The following is a 6,960-nucleotide window of genomic DNA, read 5'->3' as shown; positions in this document are numbered from 1 at the left end:
GGCCATCTGCTTGCCGACGACATCGGCAAGAAGAAGATCAACCCCGGCTATTCGCTCATCGGCCGGCTGAAAGGCCTCGCGGAGCTGCGCGGCATCATGCGTGCGGTGGAGCGGTTCGGGCTGGCCTGAAGCAAGAGAGGCTGACAGTTGTTTGCATATGTAAAAGTAACTTGTCTATGTAAAAATACCTGTTACTAGTCGACGGGCCGGCGCGCATGCCCGGCTCCAGGGAGGAATTGCCTGAATGACAAGACTGCGCGGTCTTGCGTGGGATCATCGACGTTGCTGGGGTCCGCTCGACGCTAGCGTCGCGCTCTATTGCGCCGGCAATCCCGGATTGGAAATCGAATGGGACCGCCGTAGCCTCTATGAATTCGGCGAAGGGGCGCTCGGCCCAGTGCTCGACACTTACGATCTGGTCGTGTTCGACCACCCCTTCATCGGCGACATCGCGCAGGATGGGCTGATGGTGCCCTTCGATGTGCACCTGTCGGCGGAGCAGATGCGTTTCTTCGAACGCGATTCAGTCGGTGCGTCCTGGCGGTCCTACGCAAGGAGCGGACGCCAATGGGCGTTGCCGATCGATGCTGCCTGCCAGGTTGCTTCCTATCGCCCGGATCTAATGGAGCGCTACGGGCCGCCGCCGCGCACGCATGACAAGGTGGTCGAACTTGGCCAACATGCGCGCAAGGACGGCAAGTGGCTCGGCCTGCCCTTCGTGCCGACAGACGCCATGTGCATGCTTTTGACGCTCGGCCATCCACAGGAGGACGGCGAGGAATTCATCGCCAGGGAAACGGCCGAAAAGGCCATCGAGCAATTGCGCGAACTGGCGGCTCTGTCGCACCCCAACTCCTCCAAGTGGAACCCGATCCGCTGCTATGACCACATGATCGCGCATGACGACGTTGTCTATGTGCCGTTCGCATTCGGCTATGTGAACTACGCCTCGAAAACAGATCGGCCCTATCTGCGCTTCGCCGACGTGCCGACCCCGCGCTCGGCTGGCGCCTTGCTCGGCGGTGCCGGCATTGGCGTCAGCGCCCAGTCGAAGCATAAGCAGGCGGCAATCGACTACGCGCTGTTCCTATGCTCGCCCGAATACCAGCGAGGCGACTATGTCAAGTCGGGCGGCCAGCCGGGATCGCTGGCGGCCTGGAAAGATGCTGGGGTCAACGATCTTTCCGGTGATTTCTTCAGCTCGACGCTGCGGACGATCAGCTCCTCCTATTTGCGTCCGACTCATCCTGGCTTCATCGCCTTCTTCCGCGAATGCGCACCGCATGCGGCCGCTGCCATTTCCGGCGCGTTGTCGGCGGCCGAACTTTCTGATCACGTCAATCGCCTCTACCGCGAAACTAGGCAACCGGAACGGAGCATCGCGTGATGGCCGCCAGTGTTGCCGAAACCTTCGAAGAAGGCGAAAACGGCCGTAGCGGCTATCGCGTGCCGGCAGTGGATAAGGCACTCGACGTTTTGGAGTTCATGGCCGCCAGCGCCGAGACGCTGACCCAGACCGAGATCGCGGCCGGCCTTGGCCGCTCCATCCACGAAATCTACCGCATCCTGCTTCTCCTGGAGAAGCGCGGCTACATCTTTCGCACGCAGTCGGATCGCTTCCGGCTGTCGCTGAAACTGTTCGAACTGGCGCACATGCATCCGCCGGTAAACCGGCTGGTCGAATGCGCGCTGCCGGTGATGCGCGAATTGACCGCCAATGCCGACCAGAGCTGTCACCTCGTAGTGCGCGAAGGCCAGAACGCGCTGGTGGTGCTGCAGATCGATTCCCCGCTGCCGATGCGCTACTCGGTTGCGCTGGGGTCGCATTTTCCAATCCTGGAGACAAGTTCCGGCGCGGTGCTGCTCGCCCATTCCAACCGGGCCGAGCGCGACCGCATCGTCGAGGGCATCGTGGCGGCCGGCGAAGGGCAGGGCAGCAGGGCCGAAATCGAAGCGCGGCTGAACGAGGTGGCAAGGCTAGGCTACGAGATGCGTACCTCGTTGGCTGTCGAAGCCTGCACCAACATCTCGATGCCGGTGCGAGATCACACCGGTGCCGTCATCGCCGCGCTTACCGTGCCGCTGCTGCCGCAGAAGGCGGCGCGCTTCGATCGCGAAACCGTCTTCGAACGCACCAGGGCCGCCGCCGAAAAGATATCGGCGGCGCTCGGCTGGGGCGAATCTATCTCTTCGTTACGTGCCGACCCGGAACGGCGGGACTACCCGTTCAGCGATTAGCAAAAGCGATAAACCTGGGAGAAGAAAATGCACTGGTCCAAGTCAATCCTGTTCGCATCCGCCGCCGCTCTGGCGATGGGCGCGGCTGCGCATGCCGAGAACATGCCCAAGCGCATCGGCTACGTCACCAACTACGCCACCCATGAGTGGTATCAGAACGTCATCAAGGGCATGAAGGCTCACGGCAAGGACCTCGGCATCGAGGTCGAGGTACAGGACGCCAATCTTGACATATCCAAGCAGGTCGCCGCGGCCGAGGACTTCATCGCCAAGGGCGTTGACGTGCTGATCATCACCCCGGTGAATGAAGAAGGTGTGGTGCCGCTGCTGCGTCAAGCCAAAGCTGCCAACATCCCCGTGGTGCTCGAGGGCAACCCGGTCAAGGGCATGACCACGATGGTTGCCATCTGCGACTACGACACCGGCTATTTCTCCGGCGTCGAAGCCGGCAAATATGCGAAGGAAAAGCTCGGCGGCGTCGCCAAGGTGATGAATGTCGGCCTGCCGCTGCTTTCCGCCACGGTGCTGCGCTCACATGGCTTCATGGACGGGCTGAAGACCATCATCCCCGCCGCCGTCATGGTCCACGACCTCGACGGCGGCGGCAACCCCGACCGCGCGCTTGAAGTGTCATCGGCGGCCCTCGCCAAGAACGCCGACATCAACATCATCTACGGCATCAACGACTCGTCGTCGCTCGGCGGCCTGCAGGCTTGGAAAGCCGCCGGCAAGTCGCAGGATGGCCTATTGACCGTCGGCACCGGCGGCGAAGGCCTTGCCTTCATCAACGCCATGCAGAACGAGCCGTCCTACCGCATCGAAGCCGCGATGTTCCCGGAGAAGGAAGGCTTTACCGCTATCGATGCCGCGGTCAAGCTCTTCAACAAAGAGGAAGTACCGGAGCACATCGTCAGCCCGACCGCACCGATGAAGGGCGAGGACTGGAAGAAGTTCTACGACTATGACGGGAAGACCCGCACCATCAAATGGGATGCCGTCAATGCGCTGCAGCCGCCGGCAAAGTGCATGAAGACCTCGGCTGACCTGAAGAAATAAGCCGGCCGACATTGCCCTTCCCGCATCGCGGGAAGGGCGCATGGTCAAGAGCTGTTGACGGCCAAAGGCAGGCGCAGGTTCGACGCCTGAGACAATCGGCCGGGAATGGACTGAGATGAGCGAGCTTATACACGCCTCCGCGCCGAGGCGCTTTTTCGGCGGCCAGCTTCTGGGCAGCAGTCAGCTTGTGCTGGGCGTCATCTTGGCGGTGCTGTGCATCGCCATCTCGGTCGCGGCACCACAATTCTATTCGGAGGCCAACATCATCGCCATCCTGCGTCAATGCGCGCTGGTGCTGATCGTCGCCGCCGGCATGACCATGCTGATCATCACCGCCGAGGTCGACCTGTCGGTCGGCGCGTCGCTCGCCTTCGTCGGCTGTATCGGCATGGCAGTGCTCAATTCCACCCACAGCCTTGCACTCGGCATGCTGGCGGCACTTGCCTTTGCCGGTGGCGTCGGCCTGTTCAACGGCCTCGTCGTCACGCGGCTCAGGGTCAATTCGTTGATCGCCACCATCGGCACGATGATGATGCTGCAGGGCGGCGTCTACCTGTTCACGCGCGAGGCGGTGCAGAACCACAACCAGTTGGCAAGCTTCACCGATCTTGGCGCCGGCTATGTCGGCGCTGTGCCGGTCCCGGTGATTCTGGCGGCGCTGGTATTCGTGGTCGCCTATATAATGTTGCGCCTCACCACGCTTGGCCGCTATCTTTACGCCGTCGGCGCCAATGAGAAGGCGGTGCGCCTGTCGGGCCTGCGCTCTGAGCGCCTCAAGCTGTTTGCCTTCGTCGTCACCGGCCTGTGCGTCGGCATTGCCGGCATGATCCTGTCGTCGCTAATGAACGCCGGCCAGCCGACCGCCGGCCGTGGCTTCGAACTGACGGTCATCGCAGCCGTCATCCTCGGCGGCACCAGCCTGCTCGGCGGCCGTGGCTCGCTATTCGGCACCTTGCTCGGCGTGCTGGTGCTGAAGGTGATCGACAACGGCATCATCATCCTCGGCTGGAACCAGGACCTGCAGATGGTGGTGCCGGGTGTCGTGATCATCCTGGCAACCTATCTCGACATTATCCGGAACAGAGCCAATGTCCGTTGATTTTATTCACCCCGGCGAAGGTGCGGTCATCGACACTGATGTGCCGGCGCTGGAACTGCGCGGGATCGATAAGCGCTTCCCGGGCGTGGTGGCGCTGGATAGCGTCGACTTCACCCTTGAACCCGGCAAGATCCATGCCCTGATGGGCGAGAACGGCGCCGGCAAGTCGACGCTGATCAAGATCATGGCCGGCGTCTACGGCAAGGATGCCGGTACCCTCCGCATGCGCGGGCGCGAGGTTGACATCAAGTCGCCGCGCGACAGCCTGAAGGAAGGCATCAAGGTCGTGTTCCAGGAGATCGCGCTGATTTCCGAATTCACTGTTGCCGAGAACATCTTCCTGGAAGGCTATCCGACCGGCAGGACTGGCTCGATCGACTGGAAGAAGATTCGCGCCGATTCAGCCGCCCTGTTTAATCGTATCGGCTTCAACGTCGATCCGGCGGCGCGCACCGGATCGCTGCCGGTCAGCCAGCAGCAGATGGTCGAAATTGCCCGCGCGCTCGCCCATGAAGCCCGCGTCGTTGTGATGGACGAGCCGACATCCTCGCTCACGCCGAACGAGGTTTCGCTGCTGTTCACTGTCATCCGACGGCTGGCCGCGCTCGGCATCGCGGTGGTTTATGTCAGCCACAAGCTCGACGAAGTCTTTGAGATCGCGGACACGGTGACGGTGCTGCGCGACGGGCGCCACATCTCGACCAAGCCGGTCGGCGAGCACACCAACGACACGCTGATCCAGGACATGATTGGCCGCCGCATCGACAATCTGTTTCCCCGCCAGCGGGGCGCGGCCGGCAGCAAGGTTGCCTTGTCGGTAGAGAAGCTCAGCACGGCGAAGAAGCTGAACGACGTCTCCTTCGAGGCACGAGCCGGCGAGGTGCTCGGCTTTTTCGGATTGATGGGCGCGGGCCGCACCGAACTGGCCAAGTCCATCGTCGGCTATGATCCGATCACTTCGGGCACGATCACCGTCGACGGCAGCCGGCTCGCGCCGCACGACACGCGCACCGGCGTCAAGCTCGGCATCGGCCTGCTCACCGAGGACCGCAAGAGCGAAGGCCTGATGGGCGAACTGCCTGTCTACCAGAATGCCAGCCTCGCCTCGCTCGGCGCCTTCGCCCGCATGGGGTTCGTCGATAGGGCGAAGGAGCACCGCGCGGTGCAGGATTATGTCGACCGCTTCCGCGTCAAGACCCCCAGCCTGTTCCAGCAGGTGAAGAACCTGTCGGGCGGTAATCAGCAGAAAGTGCTGATCGCGCGCTGGCTGATGCGAGGCCTCAAGGTCATCGTTGTCGACGAGCCGACACGCGGCATCGATGTCGGCGCCAAGTCGGAGATTTTCGCGCTGATCGACCGGCTCGCCGGAGAAGGCCTGGCGGTCGTCATGATGACATCGGAGATGCCGGAACTGCTCGGTCTCGCCGACCGTATCGCGGTGATGTGCGAGGGCCGCCTGACCGTGATCATGTCGCGTGAGGAAGCCACGCAGGAGAAAATCCTCAATGCGGCGATCGGTTAGGAACGATGACATCTGGTGATCTGGTCCGCCTCTTCGAAGGGAGCAAGCGATGAGCCTTGCAAGCACGGTTTCCGCAAAAACCCAGCCGTCCACGCTGGCACGGCTCCTTGCCCGGCAGGAGGTGGCGCTGCTCGTCTGCCTCATCCTGGTGCTGGCGTTCTTCTCCGTCACGGTTGAGAATTTCTTTTCCGTGCGCAACCTGACCAACGTGCTTGGCCAGGCGTCGCTGCCGCTCATCGCCGGCATCGGTTGCGCTGTCGTCTTCATCTCAGGCGAGGTCGACATATCGATCGGCTCGCTGCTGGCCACCATCGCCCTGCCGCTGATCATGATCATGAACGACACCAACTCGCTGCTGCTCGGCATCGGCGGCGCGCTGCTGTTCGGACTGATCATCGGCGTGGTGAATGGCTATCTCACCGCCTATGCCGGCATCAATTCGCTAATCGTGACGCTCGGCACGATGTTCATAATGCGCGGTGGCGTCTATCTCTACACCGGCCAGCGCGCGATCCCGGACGATGCTAGCCTCGACAGCTTCATCGCGCTGTCGGACGGCCGCCTATTCAACGTCCTGCCCTATTCGGCGATCATCGCCATCGTCCTGCTCGCTGCCTTTGCCTACATGATGCAGCACCGGCCGTTCGGGCGGCAGATCTATGCCGTCGGCGGCAATCAGGAAGTGGCGCGGCTGGCGGGCTACGATGTGCGGCGCGTCAAGTTCATCTGCTTCATCATCAGCGCACTGCTGGCGACGGTCGCCGGCATCATCCTGGCCGCCCGTGTCGGCTCGGCGCAGCACACGGCAGGGCTCAATTTCGAGTTCCAGGTCGTCGCCGCCACGGTGCTTGGCGGGGTCAGTCTTGCCGGCGGCATCGGCAGCCTGACCGGCATGGCGCTCGGCGTGCTGCTCCTGCAGTTCCTGTCCAACGGCCTGCGCGGGCTTGGCCTGCCGACCGAATGGCAGCTGGTCATCACCGGCATGATCATCATTGCGGCGGTCGCCTTGGACGAGGCGAAACGGCGGCGCGCGAACGGAGGCTGA

At 62.7% G+C, this 6,960-nt stretch carries 7 protein-coding genes; all 7 read left to right on the top strand.

Translation table 11 applies throughout. The features are described from left to right. The coding region (locus LB524_RS28315) for a mannonate dehydratase (protein ID WP_181171475.1) at positions 1-129 on the top strand (129 nt) is incomplete at its 5' end. A 115-nt stretch (positions 130-244) separates the two neighbouring features. Next, positions 245-1,387: an ABC transporter substrate-binding protein gene (locus LB524_RS28310; protein WP_140793817.1), complete on the top strand. Its 1,143-nt coding sequence runs from the start codon at positions 245-247 to the stop codon at positions 1,385-1,387. Further along, positions 1,387-2,238, top strand: coding sequence for an IclR family transcriptional regulator (locus LB524_RS28305; RefSeq protein ID WP_140793815.1), 852 nt, complete (start codon positions 1,387-1,389; stop codon positions 2,236-2,238). The genes LB524_RS28310 and LB524_RS28305 overlap by 1 nt, the downstream gene beginning before the upstream one ends. A 27-nt stretch (positions 2,239-2,265) precedes the next feature. Then, the gene (locus LB524_RS28300) at positions 2,266-3,294 is read left to right on the top strand and encodes a sugar ABC transporter substrate-binding protein (RefSeq protein ID WP_224531655.1); all 1,029 of its coding nucleotides are present in this window, start codon (positions 2,266-2,268) and stop codon (positions 3,292-3,294) included. A 115-nt stretch (positions 3,295-3,409) separates the two neighbouring features. Further along, entirely contained in the window at positions 3,410-4,393 is a 984-nt protein-coding gene (locus LB524_RS28295; RefSeq protein WP_140793811.1) for an ABC transporter permease, read from the top strand. Next, entirely contained in the window at positions 4,383-5,915 is a 1,533-nt protein-coding gene (locus tag LB524_RS28290; RefSeq protein ID WP_140793809.1) for a sugar ABC transporter ATP-binding protein, read from the top strand. The genes LB524_RS28295 and LB524_RS28290 overlap by 11 nt, the downstream gene beginning before the upstream one ends. A 49-nt stretch (positions 5,916-5,964) precedes the next feature. Beyond that, on the top strand, positions 5,965-6,960 hold the full coding sequence (locus LB524_RS28285) for an ABC transporter permease (protein WP_140793807.1): 996 nt from the start codon (positions 5,965-5,967) through the stop codon (positions 6,958-6,960).

This window comes from Mesorhizobium sp. ESP6-5, from assembly GCF_020164695.1.
Classification (GTDB): Bacteria; Pseudomonadota; Alphaproteobacteria; order Rhizobiales; family Rhizobiaceae; genus Mesorhizobium; species Mesorhizobium australicum.
Note: the sequence above shows the minus strand (reverse complement) of the source record. Positions and strands in the feature narration are given on the sequence as shown.